Here is an 18,230-nt window from a genome sequence, read left to right as displayed (position 1 = left end):
CCTGAATCGATCGCCCCCCTTTCCAACGGAGAGGGGGGCGATCGTTTTCACTACTCCATGCTGTCGACGCGCGTATAAACGGAATATCGCTTAACACAGCAAGGTGTCCGCTGAGCGAACGTGACAGTCCGTCATTCATGACGACTGTCCGTTTGATGCCTGTCTGAGTATGTCTCTTATGTCCGATTTTCGAAACTTACCGACCGTTCATGTGACCTAATTGAGATCGCTAGTGGTCACTTTCGTGTCCGTGCGTGACGGATAGTGGGTGCAGTCAGGCTCGGGTCAAGGGTTAACGCGCAGGGGTGCGCGCCGAAACCACGAGCGCGGACGGCACAACGGAAGCGGCGTCAGCCGACCGTGGTGCTCTCCTCGTTGGAAAGTCGATTTCAGGAGGCATCCCCCATGCGCGGTGCAACCCAGACCAAGTGGATCGTCGCGGCGACCGCTATCGCCCTCGCGGCGACCGCTTGCAGCACCAGCTCGAAGAGCAGTGACAAGGCCTCTTCCGGCGGCGGCACCATCGCCGTCCAGCTCGGCGAGCCGCAGCACGGTCTGGTTCCCCAGAACACCGCGGAGTCCGAGGGTGCCGAGGTTCTCGGTGCCGTCTTCGCCGGCCTGGTCGAGTACGACAACAAGACCAACGAGCCGAAGCTGCGCGTCGCCGAGTCGATCGAGAGCGCCGACAGCAAGCTCTGGACGATCAAGCTGAAGGACGGCTACACCTTCCACAACGGTGAGAAGGTGACCGCCCAGTCGTTCGTCGACGCCTGGAACTGGGGCGCCAACCAGGACAACGCGGCCGAGGGCCTGCCGTTCTTCGCCAAGATCGAGGGCTCCGAGGACCTGGCCCCGGGCAAGGACAAGAAGCCGACCACCGACAAGCTCAAGGGCCTCACGGTCGTCGACGACAAGACCTTCACCGTCTCCCTGACGCAGCCGTTCTCCCAGTTCAAGACCATGCTGGGCTACAACGCGTTCTACCCGCTGCCCAAGGCGTTCTTCACCGACCCGAAGACGTTCGCCGACAAGCCGATCGGCAACGGCCCGTTCGAGATGGACGGCGCCTGGGAGCACAACAAGCAGATCAAGGTCAAGCGCTACGAGAACTTCCCTGCCTCGGACGGCAAGGCGAAGCTCCAGGGCGTCACCTTCAAGATCTACGACAACCTGGACACCGCGTACAACGACCTGCGCGCCGACAACATCCAGGCCACCGACAAGCTGCCGATCTCGGCCCTGTCGAGCGTCAAGGGTGAGTTCGGCGACCGCTACATCTACAAGCCGGAGTCCGGCGTCGGCTACATCGGCTTCCCGATCGCCACCAACCCGGCCACCTACGGCAAGCCGGAGATCCGCAAGGCGATCTCGATGGCGATCGACCGCGAGGCGATCACCAAGACGATCTTCTCGGGCACCCGCGTCCCGGCCGACGACTTCATCAACCCGCTGATCCCGGGTTACCGCAAGGGCGCCATGGGCGACGCGGCGAAGTACGACCCGGCCAAGGCCAAGGCGCTCTTCGACCAGGCCGGCGGTGTTCCCGGCAACACCATCGAGCTGGGCTACAACGCCGACGGTGGCCACAAGGAGTGGATCGAGGCCGTCGCGAACCAGCTGAAGAAGAACCTGGGCATCGAGGTCACCACCAAGCCGTTCGAGAAGTTCGGCAAGATCCTCGACGCGCTGGGCGAGAAGCAGTACTCGGGCGCCTTCCGCATGGCGTGGTCGATGGACTACCCGTCGATCGAGAACTACCTCCGTCCGATCTTCTCCAAGGTCGCGATCGAGAACGGCTCGAACTACGGCGGCTACGTCAACGACAAGTTCGAGGACCTGCTGAACCAGGCCGACCAGGCGAAGTCCCAGGACGAGGGCCAGAAGCTGTACCAGCAGGCCGACGACATCCTGGTGCAGGACCTGCCGTACATCCCGGTGTACACCTACATGTCCTCCGCCGCGTACAGCAAGAAGATCAAGAACTTCGACACCGACGCCCAGGGCCGTATGAACCTGGACGAGGTCGAGCTCGCCGGCTGATCCGGTAGTCAGACGAATGGGGGCGGGCGGACCGGACTACAGTCCCGGTCCTCCCGCCTCCCTTCCTTGCTTGAAAGTGTGGAGGTCTGATGGGCCGCTATGTCATCCGCCGACTGATACAGGCGATCCCTGTCCTGCTCGGTGCGACTCTGCTGATCTATGCCCTGGTTCATTACCTGCCCGGTGACCCGGTGCAGGCGCTGGCCGGTGAGAAGCGAGCCGACCCGCTCGTGGCGGAGATGATCCGCCAGAAGTACCACCTGAACGACCCCTTCCTGCTGCAGTACTGGAACTACATCTCAGGGGTCTTCCAGGGGAACCTCGGCGAGAGCCTGACCGGTCGCTCCGTGACCGACATGATCAGCGAGGCGTTCCCGTACACCGTCAACCTCGCCCTGGTCGCCTTCATCATGGAGGCAGTCATCGGCGTGCTGGCGGGTGTCATGGCGGCCCTGCGCAAGGGCAAGTTCATCGACCAGCTGGTGCTCATCAGCACGCTGTTCGTGATTTCCATCCCGGTCTTCGTCACCGGCTTCGTGCTGCAGCTGGTGCTGGGCGTGAAGCTCAAGACCGACTACGGCGTCGACTTCTTCCCGGTCTCCTTCAACGAGGAGGACGGACTGCGGGCCTACCTGCTGCCGGCCTTCGTGCTGGCGTCGACCTCGCTCGCGTACGTCGCCCGACTGACCCGCACCAGCCTGATGGAGACCATGCGCGCGGACTACGTCCGCACCGCGGTCGCCAAGGGTCTGAAGCGCCGTCGGGTGATCGGCCGCCACGCCCTGCGCAACGCGCTGATCCCGATCGTCACCTTCCTCGGTGCCGACCTCGGCGGTCTGATGGGTGGCGCGGTCATCACCGAGAAGATCTTCAACATGCACGGCATCGGCGGCCTGCTGGCCCAGTCCGTGTACCAGAAGCAGGGCACGGTGATCGTCGGCATGGTCACCCTGCTGGTGATGATCTACCTGATCACCACCCTGCTCGTGGACCTGCTGTACGCCGTGCTCGACCCGAGGATCCGCTATGAGTGACACCATCACCGTGGGCAGCGAGGCGCCCGAGGACAAGACCCCGAAGGCCGCGCCGGAGAAGAAGCAGAAGCCCGAGCGCGTCGCCAGCCTCTGGTCCGACGCACTGCGCGACCTGCGCCGCAACCCGGTCTTCATCATCGGCGCGGTGCTCGTCTCCGCCCTGCTGGTGATCGCCGCCGTGCCGCAGCTGTTCACCGACGGCAGCCCGCTCTCGGGCGACGCGTGCGACCTGGCCAACTCCCTGAAGCGCCCGAGCGCCGAGCACTGGTTCGGCTTCGACGTGCAGGGCTGTGACGTCTACACCCGCACCATCTGGGGTGCCCGCAACTCGATCATCGTCGGGGTGCTCACCACCACCACGGTGACCGTGATCGGCGCCCTGCTCGGCCTGCTGGCCGGCTGGGTCGGCGGCATGGTCGACAGCATCCTGTCGCGCTTCACCGAGATCTTCTTCTCCATCCCGCTGCTGCTCGGCGGCATGCTGATCATGTCGATGCTCGGCAAGGGCAACGCCTACACCGTCTCCGTCGTGATGGCCGTGCTCGGCTGGCCGCAGATCTTCCGCATCATGCGCGCCTCCGTGCTGGCCAACAAGCACAACGACTACGTGATGGCGGCCAAGGCGCTCGGCGCCGGCAGCTTCCGGATCACCTTCCGGCACATCCTGCCGAACGCCATCGCGCCGGTGATCGTGGTCTCCGCGATCAGCCTGGGTGTGTACATCGGTGCCGAGGCCGCGCTGTCCTACCTGGGCATCGGTGTCCAGTCCCCGGAGATCTCCTGGGGCCTGATGATCAGCGACGCCCAGCCCCGCTTCCTGACCGCCCCGCACGTGCTGCTCTTCCCGTCCGCGGTGCTGAGCGTCACGGTGCTGGCGTTCATCATGCTCGGCGACGCGGTGCGCGACGCCCTCGACCCGAAGCTCCGCTGAGAGAAGAGGTGACGACCCGATGACCACCGTGATCGAGAAGAACCAGAAGAGCGGCCGCCTCGAAATCGGCACCCCGCTGCTGGAGGTCCGTGACCTCCACGTGGAGTTCCACACCCGGGACGGCGTCGCCAAGGCCGTGAACGGCGTCAACTACTCCGTGTCCGCCGGTGAGACCCTGGCGGTGCTGGGTGAGTCCGGCTCCGGCAAGTCGGTGACCGCCCAGACCATCATGGGCATCCTGGACATGCCGCCCGGCAAGATCAGCCAGGGCCAGATCCTCTTCCGCGGCGAGGACATGCTCGCCATGAAGGAGGAGCAGCGCCGGCTGATCCGCGGCCAGAAGATCGCGATGATCTTCCAGGACGCGCTCTCCTCGCTGAACCCCGTGATGACCGTGGGCGACCAGCTCGGCGAGATGTTCCGGGTGCACAAGGGCATGTCCAAGAAGGACGCCCGGGCCAAGGCCGTCGAGCTGATGGAGCGGGTGCGCATCCCCGCCGCCAAGCAGCGCGTCGGCGACTACCCGCACCAGTTCTCCGGCGGCATGCGCCAGCGCATCATGATCGCGATGGCGCTCTCCATGGAGCCCGACCTGATCATCGCCGACGAGCCCACCACCGCCCTGGACGTCACCGTCCAGGCCCAGGTGATGGACCTCCTCGCGGAGCTGCAGGCCGAGTACAACATGGGCCTGATCCTGATCACCCACGACCTCGGCGTGGTCGCCGACGTCGCGGACAAGATCGCCGTGATGTACGCCGGCCGGATCGTCGAGACCGCCCCGGTCCACGACCTGTACGCCAACCCCGCGCACCCGTACACCAAGGGACTGCTCCGCTCCATCCCGCGCCTGGACCAGAAGGGCCAGGAGCTGTACGCGATCAAGGGCCTGCCCCCGAACCTGCTGAAGGTCCCGGCCGGCTGCGCGTTCAACCCCCGCTGTGACGTCGCCACCGACCAGTGCCGCACGGAGATCCCGAAGCTGCACCAGGTGACCGACAAGGACGGCACGGAGCTCACCGGCCGCCGCAGCGCGTGCCACCTCTGGAAGGAGACCCTCCATGGCTGAGCCCATCCTGGAGGTCAAGGACCTGGTCAAGCACTACCCCCTGACCCAGGGCATCGTCTTCAAGAAGCAGGTCGGCGCGGTCAAGGCGGTCGACGGCATCTCCTTCGAGCTGATGAAGGGCGAGACGCTCGGCATCGTCGGCGAGTCCGGCTGTGGCAAGTCCACGCTGGCCAAGGTGCTGATGAACCTGGAGCGGGCCACCTCCGGCCAGGTGCTGTTCAAGGGCGAGGACATCTCCAAGCTGTCCGGCTCCGCCCTGAAGGCGGTCCGCCGGAACATCCAGATGGTGTTCCAGGACCCGTACACCTCGCTCAACCCGCGCATGACGGTCGGCGACATCATCGGCGAGCCCTTCGAGATCCACCCCGAGGTGGCTCCCAAGGGCGACCGCCGCAAGGCCGTCCAGGACCTCCTGGACGTCGTCGGCCTGAACCCGGAGTACATCAACCGGTACCCGCACCAGTTCTCCGGCGGCCAGCGCCAGCGCATCGGCATCGCCCGCGGCCTCGCGCTCAAGCCCGAGATCATCATCTGCGACGAGCCGGTCTCCGCCCTGGACGTCTCCGTCCAGGCGCAGGTGATCAACCTGCTGGACCAGCTGCAGAGCGAGTTCGAGCTCTCGTACATGTTCATCGCGCACGACCTCTCGATCGTCCGGCACATCTCCGACCGCGTCGGCGTGATGTACCTCGGCAAGATGGTCGAGATCGGCACGGACGAGGCGATCTACGAGAACGCCACGCACCCGTACACCCAGGCGCTGCTCTCCGCGGTGCCGGTGCCGGACCCGACGGCGCGCGAGTCCCGGGACCGGATCATCCTGACCGGCGACATCCCCTCGCCGGCCAACCCGCCGTCCGGCTGCCGGTTCCGCACCCGCTGCTGGAAGGCGGAGGAGCGCTGCGCCACCGAGGTCCCGCTGCTGGCGGTGCCCAGCACGCTCAGCGGCGCGGCGGCCCACGAGTCGGCCTGCCACTTCGCCGAGGTCCGGGAGACGGCCGCCGCCGTCTGATCCCCGAGGCGTTCCCCGGAAGGGCCCGCGGCTGTCGAAGCCGCGGGCCCTTCCGGCGTTTCGCGCTCCTGTGGCGGCGTCAACCCCGGGCGGGGTCCGCTGCACCCGTCCGGGGGTACCTGGCTCGCGCCGCCGGGCCACCGCGCTTCTCATGGGGTGTGATGCGACACACACCTTGAGGAGGGACCTCCATGCCCGCAGCCACTCGCGCTCGATGGGTCCTCGCCGCTGCGACATCTGTGGCCCTGGTGGCCAGTGGGTGCAGCAGTAGCGGCGGAGGCAGTAGTTCGTCGGACAGCGGCAAGACCTTCAGTTACCAGAGCAGTGAGCCGCAGAACCCCTTGCAGCCCGCGAACGCGAACGAGACCGGCGGCGGCCGCATCCTGCAGAACCTGTTCAAGGGGCTGGTGGACTACGACCCCAGCAACGCGAAGATCCGGATGCAGGTCGCGGACTCGATCGAGACCAGCGACTCGCAGACCTTCAACGTCACCCTGAAGACCGGCTGGACGTTCCACGACGGCACCCCGGTCACCTCGAAGAACTTCGTCGACGCCTGGAACTGGGGCGCGACCACCAGCAACAACCAGATCAACAGCTCCTGGTTCTCGGACATCGAGGGCTACCAGGACGTCCACCCGGCCAGCGGCCAGCCGACCGCCACCGCGATGTCCGGCCTGACCGTCGTGGACGACACGCACTTCACCATCAAGCTGCACACCAAGGTCTCGTACTTCGAGTACAAGCTGGGCTACATCGCCTTCTCCCCGCTGCCGACCGCCTTCTTCAGCGACCCGACCGGGTTCGGGCAGAAGCCGGTGGGCAACGGCGCCTACCAGTTCGTCAGCTGGAGCCACAACCAGCAGGTGGTGACCAAGGCGTACCCGAACTACCAGGGCGTGGACAAGCCGAAGAACGGCGGCATCGTCTTCAAGATGTACAACACGTCCGAGGCCGCCTACGCGGACCTGCAGTCCAACAACCTCGACGTGATGGACCAGGTGCCGCCGTCCGCGCTGGCGACGTACAAGAGCGACCTGGGGGACCGGGCGATCGACTCGCCGCAGGGCGCGATCCAGAACATCGGCTTCACGCTCTACCAGCCGGACTGGGCCGGCCCGGACAAGGCGAAGGTCCGTCAGGGGCTGTCGATGGCGATCGACCGCGACACCATCACCAAGACCGTGCTGCAGGGCTCGCGCAAGCCGGCCTCCGCGTGGGTCGCCGAGGGCGTCGAGGGCTACAAGGCCGGCCAGTGCGGCGACAACTGCACCTTCGACGCCACCAAGGCCAAGCAGCTGATCACCGAGGGCGGCGGCGTCCCCGGCAACAAGCTGACGATCACCTACAACGCCGACGGCGGCCACAAGGAGTGGGTGGACGCGGTCTGCAACTCGATCCGGCAGAGCACCGGCGTGGACTGCGTGGGTGACCCGAAGCCCGACTTCAAGACCGCCCGCGCGGCGATCACCGGGCACCAGATCAACGGCGCCTTCCGCACCGGCTGGGTGCAGGACTACCCGCTGAATGCCAACTTCATGGCCGACGTCTACCGCACCGGCGCCGCGTCCAACGACTTCGGCTACAGCAGCCCGCAGTTCGACCAGCTGGCCACCGAGGCGGACCAGGCGGCGAGCGTGGCGGACACCGTGACGGGCTACCAGAAGGCGGAGACGGTGCTGGCGAACGACATGCCGGCCATCCCGCTCTGGTACTACCGCACCAACTCGGGCTACTCGGCGAACGTCCAGAACGTGAAGTTCGACTCCTTCGGCAACCCGGCCTGGACCCAGGTCGAGGTCAAGGGCTGATCCAGCCCCTCGCGCCGGCCCCGCCCTCCCCGCACGGAGGGCGGGGCCCGGGCACTCGACCCCCACGCGGCCCTGCGCACCCGGTCACGGGCCGACCAGTCACCTAGGAAGGAGGCTCGGATGGGAAGTTATGTGCTGCGGCGGGTGCTGCAGATGATCCCGGTGTTCTTCGGCTCCACATTCCTGATCTTCCTGATGGTCTACACGCTGCCCGGGGACCCGGTCGCGGCGCTCTTCGGGGACAAGGCCGCAGACCCGGCGGTGGTGGCCAATCTGAAGCACAAGTACTACCTCGACCAGCCGCTGTGGAAGCAGTACCTGCACTACATGGGGAACCTCTTCCAGGGCGACTTCGGGACGAGCTTCACCGGCCGCTCGGTCACCGACATCATGGCGGACGCCTTCCCGGTCACCATCCGGCTGGCGCTGATGGCCTTCGCCTTCGAGCTGATCGTCGGGCTGGCGCTCGGCCTGGTCTCCGGCCTCAGGCGCGGCAGCGTCCAGGACACCCTGGTGCTGGTCCTGACCCTGGTGGTGATCTCGATCCCGGTGTTCGTGCTGGCCTACATCGCCCAGACGATCTTCGCGACCAACCTGGGCTGGGTCACCCCGACCGTGCAGGACTCCAAGGACCTCTCCCAGCTGATCCTGCCCGCGATCGTGCTGGGATCGCTCTCCCTCGCCTACGTCGCCCGGCTCACCCGGACCTCGATCGGGGAGAACCTGCGGGCGGACTACATGCGCACGGCGGTCGCCAAGGGCCTGCCCCGGCGCACCGTCATCACCCGCCACCTGCTCCGCAACTCGCTGATCCCAGTGGTCACCTTCCTCGGGACCGATCTGGGCGCGCTGATGGGCGGTGCGATCGTCACGGAGGGCATCTTCAACGTCCAGGGCATCGGCAACGTGCTGTACCGGGCGATCAACCAGAAGGAGGGCCCCACCGTGGTCGGCATCGTGACCGTCCTGGTGATCGTCTACCTGGTCGCCTCCCTGATCGTCGACCTGCTCTACGCGGTCCTGGACCCGAGGATCCGTTATGCCTGACCTGCATGACGAGGGCGAGTTCAAGCCGCACGCGGCCCCGGGCCTCGACCACCTGGACTACGCCGGCGAGCAGGGCATGGCGGTCGAGCAGGAGACCCTGGTCGAGGGCGATCCGGCCAAGCGGGAGGAGGCCCGCAGCCTGTGGGGCGACGCCTGGCGGGACCTGCGGCGCCGGCCGATCTTCCTGATCTCGGCGATCCTGATCCTCCTGCTGGTCGTGATGGCGATCTTCCCCTGGGCCTTCACGGACGCCGATCCGCGCAAGGCCGACCTGGTCAACGACTACCTCAAGCGCCCCGACTGGTCGGACTTCTTCGGCGCCGGCTGGTTCGGCTACGACGGCCAGGGCCGGTCCATCTACGCCCGGGTGGTCTACGGGGCCCGCGCCTCGATCACCGTCGGCATCTTCGTGACCCTGGGGGTCACCCTGCTCGGCGGGCTGACCGGGATGGTCGCCGGGTACTTCGGCGGCGCGGTGGACGCCGTGATCTCCCGCATCGTCGACATCTTCTTCGGCATCCCGCTGCTGCTCGGCGCGCTGGTCCTGCTGGGCGCGTTCTCCGCCCGCACGGTGTGGAGCGTGGTCATCGCCCTCGCGGTGCTCGGCTGGACGCAGATCGCGCGCGTCATGCGCGGGGCCGTCCTGACCGTCAAACAGTCCGACTACGTGGTGGCCGGCCGGGCGCTCGGCGCGAGCACCGGGCGGTTGATGTTCCGGCACATCCTGCCGAACGCGATCGCACCGGTGATCGTCGTCGCCACCATCGCGCTGGGCGGCTACATCGCGACCGAGGCCACGCTGAGCTTCCTCGGCATCGGCCTGCAGGATCCGACCATCTCCTGGGGCATCGACATCGCCTCCGCCCAGAAGGTCATCCGGACGGCCCCGTACGTGCTGTTCTTCCCGGCCGTGGCGCTCTCGATCACCGTGCTGGCCTTCATCATGCTGGGTGACGCGGTGCGCGACGCCCTCGACCCGAAGCTTCGCTGAGCGAGGGGACTCATCGTGACCACAGCTGTCGACACCGGCAAGCCCCAGCGGGAGACGCCCTACGAGGGGCCACTGCTGGACGTCCGGGACCTGCACGTGGAGTTCGTCACCCGGGACGGCGTGGCGAAGGCGGTCAACGGGGTCAACTACAGCGTCCGGGCGGGCGAGACCCTGGCGGTGCTGGGGGAGTCCGGTTCGGGCAAGTCGGTGACCGCGCAGGCGATCATGGGCATCCTGGACATGCCCCCGGCCCGCATCCCGCAGGGCGAGATCCGCTTCCGGGGCCGGGACATGTTGACGATGGGCAAGGAGGAGCGCCGGAAGATCCGCGGCCAGAAGATCGCGATGATCTTCCAGGACGCGCTCTCCTCGCTGAACCCGGTGCTGAGCGTGGGCTTCCAGCTCGGCGAGATGTTCCGGGCCCACCACGGGGCGTCGCGCAAGGAGGCCAAGGCCAAGGCCGTCGAGCTGATGGACCGGGTGCGCATCCCGGCGGCGAAGGAGCGGGTCAACGACTATCCGCACCAGTTCTCCGGCGGCATGCGCCAGCGCATCATGATCGCGATGGCGCTGGCCCTGGAACCGGACCTGATCATCGCGGACGAGCCGACCACCGCGCTGGACGTGACCGTGCAGGCGCAGGTGATGGACCTGCTGGCCGAGTTGCAGGCCGAGTTCCACATGGGGCTGATCCTGATCACCCACGACCTCGGCGTGGTCGCCGACGTCGCGGACAAGATCGCCGTGATGTACGCGGGCCGGATCGTTGAGACCGCCCCGGTGCACGAGCTGTACGCGCGGCCGGCGCACCCGTACACCCGGGGCCTGCTGGACTCGATCCCGCGGCTGGACCAGAAGGGCCAGGAGCTCTACGCGATCAAGGGGCTGCCGCCCAACCTGCTGCGGATCCCGCCGGGTTGCGCGTTCAACCCGCGCTGCCCGCGCGCCCAGGACATCTGCCGGGCCGAGGTGCCCGAGCTCTTCCAGGTCACCGCGGACGACGGCAGCGAGCTGGCCGGGCGGGGCAGTGCCTGCTTCTTCTGGAAGGAGACCCTCCATGGCTAGCCCGCTCGGGCCCGCGGTGCCCAAGGAGGAGGCGTTCGCGCAGGCCGTGCGGCCCGGCGAGCCGATCCTCGAAGTCCGGGACCTGGTCAAGCACTTCCCGCTGACGAGGGGCGTCGTCTTCAAGAAGCACGTCGGCGCCGTGAAGGCGGTCGACGGGGTCAGCTTCGACCTGATGCAGGGGGAGACGCTCGGCATCGTGGGGGAGTCCGGCTGTGGCAAGTCCACGCTGGCCAAGGTGCTGATGAACCTGGAGCCGGCCACCGGCGGATCGGTGCGCTACAAGGGGGAGGAGATCTCCCGGCTCTCCGGCTCCGCCCTGAAGGCGGTGCGGCGCAACATCCAGATGGTGTTCCAGGACCCGTACACCTCGCTCAACCCGCGGATGACGGTCGGCGACATCATCGGCGAGCCGTACGAAATCCACTCCGAGGTGGCGCCGAAGGGCGACCGGCGCCGGGCCGTCCAGGACCTGCTGGACGTGGTGGGTCTGAACCCGGAGTACATCAACCGGTACCCGCACCAGTTCTCCGGCGGTCAGCGCCAGCGCATCGGCATCGCCCGGGGGTTGGCGCTCAAGCCGGAGGTGATCATCTGCGACGAGCCGGTCTCGGCGCTGGACGTCTCCGTCCAGGCGCAGGTGATCAACCTGCTGGAGCAGCTTCAGGGCGAGTTCAACCTCTCGTACATGTTCATCGCGCACGACCTCTCGATCGTCCGGCACATCTCCGACCGGGTCGGCGTGATGTACCTGGGCAGGATGGTGGAGATCGGCTCCGACCGGGAGATCTACGACCACGCGACGCATCCGTACACCCAGGCGCTGCTCTCCGCGGTGCCGGTGCCGGACCCGACGGCGCGCGAGTCCCGGGACCGGATCGTGCTCGTCGGGGACGTACCGTCGCCGGCCAACCCGCCGTCCGGCTGCCGGTTCCGCACCCGCTGCTGGAAGGCGCGGGACAGGTGCGTCGTGGAGGTGCCGCTGCTGGCCGCCCCGGCCTGGCTGGACGGGCACGCCCGGCACGACTCGGCCTGCCACTTCGCGGCGGAGCGCGGGGGCCCGGACGGCGGGGAGGGCGCGGCGGGCACGCCGGAGCCCCCACCCGAATCCAGTTGACACAGTTGTCCTGACCACGCACCAAGGGCGCGTCCTCCCTCCGGAGGGCGCGCCCTCGCGTTGTCCTGCGGAAACGCCGGAATTCCCGGCCCGAAAATGATCATTACGCTCCGTAAAGCATCGAATACCGGAGCTTATTGTTCGTTATCCGGAAACCGGAACGCGGCATTCCACGTGCGATATGCCGGAATTTGGCGAGCATTGTCATGACTTGGTCTGAGTATGTAATTGAAAAGAGATGTGAGGCGGATTCCGCCGGAGGGGTCGGGTGATCGATAGTTGCTCTGCGCGTATCAGTGGTCACCTCGCCAACTGTGCGGATCGGCCCTGAGATGTCGACCCTTGCCATGCCCGGCACACCGACTGGCGAGGCGCCGTTCGTTCGTAAGCCCCTAAATCGAGAGGCACTTGAATGAGGCTCACCAAGACCATGCGTTGGACCGCGCTCGCGGCGTGCACCGCACTCGCGATCTCCGCCTGCAGCACGGGCGGCGACAAGAAGTCCTCCAGCGAGGCGAGCGGCGCCGGGTCGGGCAAGAAGGGTGGCTCGATCAGCGTCGAGCTGGGTGAGCCGCAGCACGGGCTGGTGCCCCAGAACACCTCCGAGTCCGAGGGCGCCGAGGTGCTCAACGCGATCTTCGCGGGCCTGGTCGACTACGACATCAAGGACAACTCGCCCAAGCTCCGGGTCGCCGAGTCGATCGAGAGCCAGGACGCCACCACCTGGACGATCAAGCTGAAGGACGGCTACACCTTCCACAACGGCGAGAAGGTGACCGCCCAGTCCTTCGTCGACGCCTGGAACTACGGCGCCAACCAGGACAACGCGCAGGAGGCCCTGCCGTTCTTCGACAAGATCCTCGGCTCCGACGAGCTGGCCCCCGGCAAGGACAAGAAGCCCACCGCCGACAAGCTCAAGGGCCTCGCGGTCGTCGACGACAAGACCTTCACCGTCACCCTCAAGGCGCCGTTCTCGCAGTTCAAGACGATGCTCGGCTACAACGCGTTCTTCCCGCTCCCGAAGGCGTTCTTCACCGACCCGAAGGCCTTCGAGGACGCGCCGATCGGTAACGGCGCGTTCCAGATCGACGGGAAGTGGGAGCACAACAAGCAGATCAAGGTGAAGCGCTTCGAGAACTTCCCGGCGTCCGACGGAAAGGCCAAGCTGGATTCCGTCACGTTCAAGATTTACGACAAGCTGGACACCGCGTACAACGATCTGCGAGCGGACAACATCCAGATCACCGACAAGCTGCCGATCTCGGCGATGGCGACCGTCGCCCAGGAGTTCGGCGACCGCTACATCTACAAGCCGGATTCCGGCGTCGGTTACCTCGGATTCCCGATCTCGACGAATCCGGCATTCGCCAGTCCGGACCTCCGCAAGGCGATCTCGATGGCGATAGACCGGGAATCGATCACCAAGACCATCTTCTCGGGCACCCGCAAGCCCGCCGACGACTTCATCAACCCGATCATTCCCGGGTACCGCCAGGGCGCGCTCGGCGACGCCGCGAAGTACGACCCCGCGAAGGCCAAGGCGCTCTTCGCCCAGGCCGGCGGCCTGCCCGGCAACACGCTGGAGATCGGCTACAACGCCGACGGCGGCCACAAGGAATGGATCGAGGCCGTCGGCAACCAGCTCAAGGCGAACCTCGGGATCGAGGTCACCTTCAAGCCGTTCGAGAAGTTCGGCGCGATCCTCACCGCGCTGGGCGAGCACAAGTACTCCGGCGCCTTCCGGATGGCCTGGTCGATGGACTACCCGTCGATCGAGAACTACCTGCGGCCGATCTTCTCCAAGGTCGCCATCGACAACGGGTCCAACTACGGCGGCTACGTCAACGAGGAGTTCGAGGCCCTGCTGTCCAAGGCGGACGCGGCCAAGACCGACGCCGAGGGCATCAAGCTCTACCAGCAGGCCGACGACATCCTGGTCAAGGACCTGCCGTACATCCCGGTCTACACCTACATGTCCTCCGCGGCGTACACCAAGACCGTCAAGAACGTGAACGTCAACGCCCAGGGACAGATGGACCTGGCCAACGTCGAACTGGCCTGACCGACATCCAGCTGACCGGCACGCCGGGACGGGTGGCGCGGGCAACCCCCGCGCCGCCCGTCACGGGCGTGCCCCGAACCACGAGGAGGCCGCATGGGCCGCTATGTGGTCCGCCGGATCATCCAGGCCATACCTGTGATCCTCGGCGCGACGTTCCTGATCTACGCACTGGTCTTCCTGCTGCCTGGCGACCCCATCACGGCACTGGCCGGTGAGAAACGGCAGGACCCTGCCGTCGTCGCGGTCCTGCGGGACCGCTACCACCTGGACGACCCGTTCTTCATCCAGTACTGGGACTACCTGGTCGGCCTGTTCAAGGGCGACTTCGGGGAGGACTACCGCGGCAACGAGGTCGTGGACGTCATGAAGACGGCGTTCCCGTACACCATCAACCTGGCCGTGACCGCGCTGGTCATCGAGATGGTGGTGGGTGTCACCGCGGGTGTGATCGCCGCCCTGCGCCGCGGCAAGTTCATCGACAACGTGGTGCTGATCTCGACCCTGATGGTCATCTCGATCCCGGTCTTCGTGATCGGCTTCGTGCTGCAACTGGTGCTCGGGGTGAAGCTCAACACCGATTACGGCATCGACTTCTTCCCGGTCTCGTTCAACGAGGACGCCGGCTTCCGGTCCTATCTGCTACCGGCCTACGTCCTCGCCTCCACCTCGCTGGCGTACATCGCGCGGCTCACCCGGACCAGCCTGATCGAGGTGATGCGGGCGGACTACGTCCGCACGGCGGTCGCCAAGGGCCTCAGCCCGCTGCGGGTGGTCGTCCGGCACGGCCTGCGCAACGCGCTGATCCCGATCGTCACCTTCCTGGGCATGGACCTCGGCGGGCTGATGGGCGGCGCGGTCATCACGGAGGGCATCTTCAACATCCCCGGGGTCGGACACCAGCTCTTCCAGTCCGTCTACCTGCGCGAACGCACCATCGTGGTGGGCATCGTGAGCGCCCTGGTGCTCGTCTACCTGTTCGCCAACCTGGTGGTCGACCTGCTGTACGCCGTTCTGGACCCGAGGATCCGCTATGAGTGAGCCGACGAAGAGCGAGGACACCAAGGTGGCGATCCCCGAGCAGCCCGGCTCCGCGGCGCCCGGGACCGCGGTGCTCACCAAGGACGCCGAGGCCGGCCGGACCGGCAACGAGCGGGTGGCCAGCCTCTGGACCGACGCCTGGTACGACCTGCGGCGCAATCCGCTGTTCCTGATCGGCGGGTTCCTGGCGCTGTTCATGGTGGCGCTCGCCGTCGCCCCGAGCCTGTTCACCGACGGGGACCCGACCTCGGCGGGGTTCTGCAACCTGTCCGACTCGCTGAAGCGGCCCAGCGCCGACCACTGGTTCGGCTTCGACGTCCAGGGCTGCGACATCTACACCCGCACCGTCTGGGGAGCCCGCAACTCGATCATCGTCGGCATCCTGACCACCTCGCTGGTGGTCGCCGTCGGCGGCACGCTGGGCCTCTGGGCCGGCTGGATCGGCGGGATCTGGGACAGCCTGCTCTCCCGGGTCACCGAGATCTTCTTCGCCATCCCGCTGCTGCTCGGCGGCATGCTGATCATGTCCACCTGGGGCAAGGGCAACGCCTGGACCGTCTCCGCGGTGATGGCCGTCCTCGGCTGGCCGCAGATCTACCGGCTGATGCGCTCGGCGGTGCTCTCCAACAAGCACAACGACTACGTGGTCGCGGCCAAGGCGCTCGGCGCCGGCACCGGGCGGATCGTCTCCCGGCACATCCTGCCGAACGCGGTCGCCCCGGTGATCGTGGTCTCGACCATCAACCTGGGCGTCTACATCGGTGCCGAGGCCGCGCTCTCGTACCTCGGCATCGGCATCCAGTCCCCGGCGATCTCCTGGGGCCTGATGATCAGCGACGCGCAGTCCCGCTTCCTGACCGCGCCGCACGTGCTGCTCTTCCCGGCCGCGGTGCTGAGCATCACCGTGCTGGCGTTCATCATGCTCGGCGACGCGGTACGCGACGCCCTCGACCCGAAGCTGCGCTGAGGAGGGCCGCGGACGATGAGTGACACGACGAAGCTGTCGAAGCAGTCGAAGGACGGCACCCCGCGCCGGGACGCCGTGGAGGTGATCGGCGGCGGCCGGGAGAACCTGGTGCCCGGAACGCCGCTCCTGGAGGTCGACGACCTGCACATCGAGTTCCACACCCGGGACGGCGTGGCCAAGGCCGTCAACGGCGTGAGCTACTCGGTGTCGGCCGGGGAGACCCTGGCGGTGCTGGGGGAGTCCGGCTCGGGCAAGTCGGTGACCGCGCAGGCGATCATGGGCATCCTGGACATGCCCCCGGGGAAGATCACCGCCGGCGCGATCCGGTTCCGGGGCGAGGACCTGCTCACCATGAGCCCCAAGGCCCGGCGGGCGGTCCGCGGCCGGAAGATCGCGATGATCTTCCAGGACGCGCTCTCCTCGCTGAACCCGGTGCTGAGCGTGGGCTACCAACTGGGCGAGATGTTCCGGGTGCACCAGGGGGCCTCCCGCAAGGAGGCCAAGGAGCGGGCCGTCGAGCTGATGGAGCGGGTGCGCATCCCCGCCGCCAGGCAGCGCGTCGGCGACTACCCGCACCAGTTCTCCGGCGGCATGCGCCAGCGCATCATGATCGCGATGGCGCTGGCCCTGGAACCGGACCTGATCATCGCGGACGAACCGACCACCGCCCTGGACGTCACGGTCCAGGCCCAGGTGATGGACCTGCTGGCCGAGCTGCAGGCCGAGTTCAACATGGGCCTGATCCTGATCACCCACGACCTCGGCGTGGTCGCCGACGTCGCGGACAAGATCGCCGTGATGTACGCCGGCCGGATCGTCGAGACCGCCCCCGTGCACGAGCTGTACGCGCGGCCGGCCCACCCCTACACCAAGGGCCTGCTCCGGTCGATTCCCCGGCTGGACCAGAAGGGCCAGAACCTCTACGCCATCCAGGGCCTGCCGCCGAGCCTGCTGCGGATCCCCGAGGGCTGCGCGTTCAACCCGCGCTGCGACCGGGCGGCGGACCGCTGCCGCAGCGAACTCCCGCGGCTGGTACCGGTGCTGGACTCCGACGGGGCCGATCTGCCGGGCCGCCGCAGCGCCTGCCACTTCTGGAAGGAGACCCTCCATGGCTGAGCCCATCCTGGAGGTCAGGGACCTGGTCAAGTACTACCCGCTGACCCAGGGCATCGTCTTCAAGAAGCAGGTCGGCGCCGTGAAGGCGGTCGACGGCATCTCCTTCGAGCTGAGGAAGGGCGAGACGCTCGGCATCGTGGGGGAGTCCGGCTGTGGCAAGTCCACGCTGGCCAAGGTGCTGATGAACCTGGAGCGGGCCACCTCCGGCCAGGTGCTGTTCAAGGGCCAGGACATCACCCGGCTCTCCGGCGCCGGGCTGAAGGCGGTGCGGCGCAACATCCAGATGGTGTTCCAGGACCCGTACACCTCGCTCAACCCGCGGATGACGGTCGGTGACATCATCGGCGAGCCCTTCGAGATCCACCCGGAGGTGGCGCCGAAGGGCGACCGCCGCAAGGCCGTCCAGGACCTGCTGGACGTCGTCGGCCTGAACCCGGAGTACATCAACCGGTACCCGCACCAGTTCTCCGGCGGCCAGCGCCAGCGCATCGGCATCGCCCGGGGGCTGGCGCTCAAGCCGGAGCTGATCATCTGCGACGAGCCGGTCTCCGCCCTGGACGTCTCCGTCCAGGCGCAGGTGATCAACCTGCTGGAGCAGCTGCAGAGCGAGTTCGAGCTCTCGTACATGTTCATCGCGCACGACCTCTCGATCGTCCGGCACATCTCCGACCGGGTCGGCGTGATGTACCTCGGCACGATGGTCGAGATCGGCACGGAGGACGAGATCTACTCGCACCCGACCCACCCGTACACCCAGGCGCTGCTCTCCGCGGTGCCGGTGCCGGACCCGACCGGGCGGGAGCAGCGCGAGCGCATCCTGCTCACCGGCGACCTGCCGTCGCCGGCCAACCCGCCGTCCGGCTGCCGGTTCCGCACCCGCTGCTGGAAGGCGGAGGAGCGCTGCGCCACCGAGGTCCCGCTGCTGGCGGTGCC

The 18,230-nt window shown here is 67.2% G+C and carries 15 protein-coding genes; all 15 read left to right on the top strand.

The genetic code is table 11. From position 1 onward, the window contains the following. Positions 1-405: 405 nt before the first annotated feature. Entirely contained in the window at positions 406-2,040 is a 1,635-nt protein-coding gene (locus ACZ4UX_RS34915) for a peptide ABC transporter substrate-binding protein (protein WP_465709580.1), read from the top strand. An 89-nt stretch (positions 2,041-2,129) separates the two neighbouring features. Beyond that, positions 2,130-3,074, top strand: coding sequence for an ABC transporter permease (locus ACZ4UX_RS34910; RefSeq protein ID WP_352290007.1), 945 nt, complete (start codon positions 2,130-2,132; stop codon positions 3,072-3,074). Next, on the top strand, positions 3,067-4,005 hold the full coding sequence (locus tag ACZ4UX_RS34905) for an ABC transporter permease (protein WP_329489439.1): 939 nt from the start codon (positions 3,067-3,069) through the stop codon (positions 4,003-4,005). The genes ACZ4UX_RS34910 and ACZ4UX_RS34905 overlap by 8 nt, the downstream gene beginning before the upstream one ends. Before the next feature lie 19 nt (positions 4,006-4,024). Beyond that, positions 4,025-5,074 carry an ABC transporter ATP-binding protein gene (locus ACZ4UX_RS34900; protein WP_329489440.1) on the top strand — a complete coding sequence of 350 codons (1,050 nt, stop codon included), beginning with the start codon at positions 4,025-4,027 and terminating at the stop codon, positions 5,072-5,074. Beyond that, positions 5,067-6,086 carry an ABC transporter ATP-binding protein gene (locus ACZ4UX_RS34895; RefSeq protein WP_352290013.1) on the top strand — a complete coding sequence of 340 codons (1,020 nt, stop codon included), beginning with the start codon at positions 5,067-5,069 and terminating at the stop codon, positions 6,084-6,086. Before ACZ4UX_RS34900 ends, ACZ4UX_RS34895 begins: the two co-directional genes overlap by 8 nt. 191 nt (positions 6,087-6,277) lie before the next feature. After that, entirely contained in the window at positions 6,278-7,897 is a 1,620-nt protein-coding gene (locus ACZ4UX_RS34890) for a peptide ABC transporter substrate-binding protein (RefSeq protein WP_359811957.1), read from the top strand. Positions 7,898-8,017: 120 nt separating this feature from the next. Then, positions 8,018-8,944: an ABC transporter permease gene (locus ACZ4UX_RS34885; RefSeq protein ID WP_329489443.1), complete on the top strand. Its 927-nt coding sequence runs from the start codon at positions 8,018-8,020 to the stop codon at positions 8,942-8,944. A gap of 76 nt (positions 8,945-9,020) precedes the next feature. Next, positions 9,021-9,935, top strand: a complete 915-nt coding sequence (locus tag ACZ4UX_RS34880; protein ID WP_465709605.1) for an ABC transporter permease — start codon at positions 9,021-9,023, stop codon at positions 9,933-9,935. A gap of 15 nt (positions 9,936-9,950) precedes the next feature. Next, a complete protein-coding gene (locus tag ACZ4UX_RS34875) occupies positions 9,951-11,000 on the top strand; it encodes an ABC transporter ATP-binding protein (RefSeq protein ID WP_329489444.1) in 1,050 nt (349 codons plus the stop codon). Then, entirely contained in the window at positions 10,993-12,114 is a 1,122-nt protein-coding gene (locus ACZ4UX_RS34870) for an ABC transporter ATP-binding protein (protein ID WP_465709579.1), read from the top strand. Before ACZ4UX_RS34875 ends, ACZ4UX_RS34870 begins: the two co-directional genes overlap by 8 nt. A gap of 412 nt (positions 12,115-12,526) precedes the next feature. Then, on the top strand, positions 12,527-14,176 hold the full coding sequence (locus tag ACZ4UX_RS34865) for a peptide ABC transporter substrate-binding protein (protein WP_465601953.1): 1,650 nt from the start codon (positions 12,527-12,529) through the stop codon (positions 14,174-14,176). A gap of 93 nt (positions 14,177-14,269) precedes the next feature. After that, positions 14,270-15,214, top strand: a complete 945-nt coding sequence (locus ACZ4UX_RS34860; protein WP_329489447.1) for an ABC transporter permease — start codon at positions 14,270-14,272, stop codon at positions 15,212-15,214. Further along, positions 15,207-16,181 (top strand): ABC transporter permease, encoded by a 975-nt coding sequence (locus tag ACZ4UX_RS34855; protein WP_329489448.1) that lies wholly within the window; start codon positions 15,207-15,209, stop codon positions 16,179-16,181. Before ACZ4UX_RS34860 ends, ACZ4UX_RS34855 begins: the two co-directional genes overlap by 8 nt. 15 nt (positions 16,182-16,196) lie before the next feature. Beyond that, complete coding sequence (locus ACZ4UX_RS34850; protein ID WP_465709578.1) at positions 16,197-17,297, top strand: ABC transporter ATP-binding protein; 1,101 nt, start codon at positions 16,197-16,199, stop codon at positions 17,295-17,297. Continuing rightward, on the top strand, positions 17,290-18,230 hold a 941-nt coding region (locus tag ACZ4UX_RS34845), incomplete at its 3' end, for an ABC transporter ATP-binding protein (RefSeq protein ID WP_465709577.1). The genes ACZ4UX_RS34850 and ACZ4UX_RS34845, both read left to right, overlap by 8 nt.

This window comes from Kitasatospora sp. NPDC028961, from assembly GCF_055564815.1.
This window is presented reverse-complemented; position numbering and strand designations above follow the sequence as displayed.

Bases quoted from the DNA above. Each gene is read 5' to 3' on its own strand.
- ACZ4UX_RS34890 (WP_359811957.1), top strand. From the start codon at position 6,278: ATGCCCGCAGCCACTCGCGCTCGATGGGTCCTCGCCGCTGCGACATCT.
- ACZ4UX_RS34915 (WP_465709580.1), top strand. From the start codon at position 406: ATGCGCGGTGCAACCCAGACCAAGTGGATCGTCGCGGCGACCGCTATC.
- ACZ4UX_RS34885 (WP_329489443.1), top strand. From the start codon at position 8,018: ATGGGAAGTTATGTGCTGCGGCGGGTGCTGCAGATGATCCCGGTGTTC.
- ACZ4UX_RS34900 (WP_329489440.1), top strand. From the start codon at position 4,025: ATGACCACCGTGATCGAGAAGAACCAGAAGAGCGGCCGCCTCGAAATC.
- ACZ4UX_RS34895 (WP_352290013.1), top strand. From the start codon at position 5,067: ATGGCTGAGCCCATCCTGGAGGTCAAGGACCTGGTCAAGCACTACCCC.
- ACZ4UX_RS34880 (WP_465709605.1), top strand. From the start codon at position 9,021: ATGGCGGTCGAGCAGGAGACCCTGGTCGAGGGCGATCCGGCCAAGCGG.
- ACZ4UX_RS34865 (WP_465601953.1), top strand. From the start codon at position 12,527: ATGAGGCTCACCAAGACCATGCGTTGGACCGCGCTCGCGGCGTGCACC.
- ACZ4UX_RS34860 (WP_329489447.1), top strand. From the start codon at position 14,270: ATGGGCCGCTATGTGGTCCGCCGGATCATCCAGGCCATACCTGTGATC.
- ACZ4UX_RS34905 (WP_329489439.1), top strand. From the start codon at position 3,067: ATGAGTGACACCATCACCGTGGGCAGCGAGGCGCCCGAGGACAAGACC.
- ACZ4UX_RS34855 (WP_329489448.1), top strand. From the start codon at position 15,207: ATGAGTGAGCCGACGAAGAGCGAGGACACCAAGGTGGCGATCCCCGAG.
- ACZ4UX_RS34870 (WP_465709579.1), top strand. From the start codon at position 10,993: ATGGCTAGCCCGCTCGGGCCCGCGGTGCCCAAGGAGGAGGCGTTCGCG.
- ACZ4UX_RS34850 (WP_465709578.1), top strand. From the start codon at position 16,197: ATGAGTGACACGACGAAGCTGTCGAAGCAGTCGAAGGACGGCACCCCG.
- ACZ4UX_RS34910 (WP_352290007.1), top strand. From the start codon at position 2,130: ATGGGCCGCTATGTCATCCGCCGACTGATACAGGCGATCCCTGTCCTG.